Raw genomic sequence first — 2,792 nt, forward strand, 5'->3', positions numbered from 1 at the left:
AGCATATTCCATCCGGACCGTTTTAGCAATTCGGTGAATTCCGTGGAATTCCATCCAAACCGGCTGTAAAAGCCCTTCCGGACCCAGCATCCAGTCCCCGGTTTCCCGCCGGCACACAAGGCGCGCAACAGATCAACCATCGATTGAAAGTTGGGGTTTGGCCGCCATGCTTCAGGCGCTTCGTGAGCGTCCCGGCTGCGGCGACTCAGAAGACTTTACACAGGTTTGTGGGCCGGCGCAAATCAGCAGTTCGGCGCCGGATCCACCCTAGTGGGAGGACCCGGCGCCGAAGGATATAGCGACAGGTATTACAGGTCAGGAGGGACTATCCCTGCCGGCGCCGCAGCGAGGCAAGAACGAGCGCCGATCCGGCGATTACCGCTCCGCCGCCCATCAATGCCAGGCTCATTGACTCCGCGCCCGTCTTCGGCAGGCGCTCAGTCACTGGAACCGGTGCATAGAGGTTGGTAACGCCGATGGCCTGCGTTTCTCCAGGCAGGATTGATACTCCACCGGTAAAGGTTGATTCAACGGTGACGTCTTCGTTGGCCCCGGAGGTCGGCTCCGAAATGTTGCAAAGCGTCCCGGCAGGAATCCCTTCGTAGAGCTGGGTGTATTCACCCGCCGTCGTGCCCGCCTCGAGGACAAAGACTTCGTCCACGAGCCCTTCGCCGCACTGAACGTGGATGGCAATGTCATCCTGCAGTCCGGCACCAGTGCCGGTAATGGCCTTGGTTACCAGCAGGCTGCCCGGGTTGAGGTCGACCGTGTTGGTAACTGCCAGCACGTTCTCGCCGTCAGCGATGGTGACAGGTTCCGGGAGCACCGGAGTGACCGTCACCGCCGTCGTCGATCCCGTGACAGGTTCGGTAACCGAACAGACCGTGCCTACCGGTAGTCCGGTGACAGTCTCAGTCACTGTCTCGGCAGTACCTGCAGGGATGTCAAAGGTGAAGGCACCCGACGCCCCGCAGTCGACTATGAGGGAGATGTCACCCTGCAGCCCCGCTCCCTCGCCTGCAAAGGATTTGCTGACCGTGAGGTCTCCGGCTTCAAAGAACTCCGCAGTTGCCTGGGCATTGGACTCGATCTGTGCGTCGGCTGCCAGGATCAGCTTTTGGGCAGTCGTGACGCTGGGATTATTGCCGGCGTAGAGGTAGACGTTGCCGGTTTGGACGGGGACCACGGCAGTGGCGGTCAGGACAACCGGATCAGTGGTCTGGTTGTCATTCCTCACCCACAGCTGCGTACCTGGGGTGACGGTGGTGCCGACGAGCGGAACCGTGCCGGCCGGGTCGGTGTACAGGGTGTACCCGTCCGGTACCGCGACCGTGATGGTTCCTGCATCAGAGTTGATAGTGAAGGGGCCGGTGACCCCGTCCGTGGGGCCGGACGCGCTGGGCGGGTCAATCGACACGTTGGGAGCCGGCGGTTCAGTCAGCGGCCCCGCAGCGAGCACCGCGGCGACTATAGCCTCGGTGTAGGGACGTACGGCGTCGGTGTCTTCAAGGACGTAGCCATCGCTGAAGAACCATACGGCTGCCTGTACTGCGGCGGCACGGATGTTGTCATTCGGGGCTTCCGCGGGGAGTCCAGGCTGGTCCGGATAATAGCTGTTCAGCACCTGGTTGACGTAGCCAATATTCGGCACATTCGACTCGTCCCAAGAGCCGCTCTCGTATCCCAGTCCGGTGTAAGTAGAGGTGCGAATGTCGATGCAGTACACCTGCTGGGTATTGCCCACGGCGTCAGCAGTGGTGATAACACCTGCGAACCCTTCATCGGTGTCCTCGTAACCTGCCGGCACGTCAGCCGGATACCCGATTGTGGGGTCGAACGGCGTACCGACCGGCGGCAGTCCGCCGGCTACGGATTGCCCGGGGCCGGTACCAGTCATCGTGATCTCCACCAGCTCCGTGGGGACGGCACCACGCGGCGGCTCGCCCCGAAAAACCGCCTGGGCGGGCGCGGCTAGCTGGAACAGCATAAACAGAAATACAAGGACGCCGACGACGGCGGTCCCCCCGGAGTAGCGGGGCTTACTTCCCCTGCCACGCTTACGGACCGCGGCATGGATGGATGGGTTACGCACGCTCATAGGGGTTCCCGCTTCCAGTCTCGGTGGGTGGAAATCCAAAGTGGTGAGCTTCGGATCAGCGGCACTTGGCCGTGGCCTGCGAGGCTACGTGGGTCGACTGTCTCTGGATAGAGAGAATGGAGAATCTGCCGGTTGCAGCACTCGTTTTCATTGCGCCCACTGGACTTGCGGGCGTGCGCGAGAGCTGGCTCGCTGGATTGTGGGCATACGGCGGCGGTGGTTCCCAGTCGTCGTGGCCGGTGTTGCTCCTGGGTTTCTGCGGGGGCGGTGGTTCCCAGTCGTCGTGGCCGGTGTTTCCGATGGGGTTCCGCACCGCGGTGGTTCCCAGCCCTCGTGACCGGTGGTGCCTGGTGTGGTCCCGGAATGGGGCAGGAGTCACAGGGACTGGGAACCCCGGCCCGGCCGGCTGTTCCAGTCCCCATATTTCCGGCCAGACCGACCCCGGGGGCCGGGAACGGCTGGTTAAACACGGAAAGGGCCCGCACCAGGGTGCAGGCCCAAAGAACACACACGATCAGCGCGGGCCGCCGGCCCCGGTACCCGCACCCGCCGGTCACGACCCGGGTGTCCCGGCCCGCAAATCCGGGGGTGTTAAAGCAGTTCAGGCCCCGCAACCTTGCGGGGCCTGAACCTGTAATGATTGTCCGGCGGTGACCTACTCTCCCACACCCTCCCGAGTGCAGTACCATCGGCG

At 63.1% G+C, this 2,792-nt stretch carries 1 protein-coding gene; it reads right to left on the bottom strand.

Annotation, left to right across the window (positions count from 1 at the left end):
- Positions 1-325: 325 nt before the first annotated feature.
- Positions 326-1,897: a DUF5979 domain-containing protein gene (locus GD628_RS16400; protein WP_226802612.1), complete on the bottom strand. Its 1,572-nt coding sequence runs from the start codon at positions 1,895-1,897 to the stop codon at positions 326-328.
- Positions 1,898-2,792 lie beyond the last annotated feature (895 nt).

Origin of the sequence: Arthrobacter koreensis, assembly GCF_009193255.1 — a bacterium.
Lineage (GTDB): Bacteria > Actinomycetota > Actinomycetes > Actinomycetales > Micrococcaceae > Arthrobacter_B > Arthrobacter_B koreensis.

Coding starts and splice junctions, on each gene's coding strand:
- GD628_RS16400 (WP_226802612.1), bottom strand. CDS start 1,897: ATGACTGGTACCGGCCCCGGGCAATCCGTAGCCGGCGGACTGCCGCCG.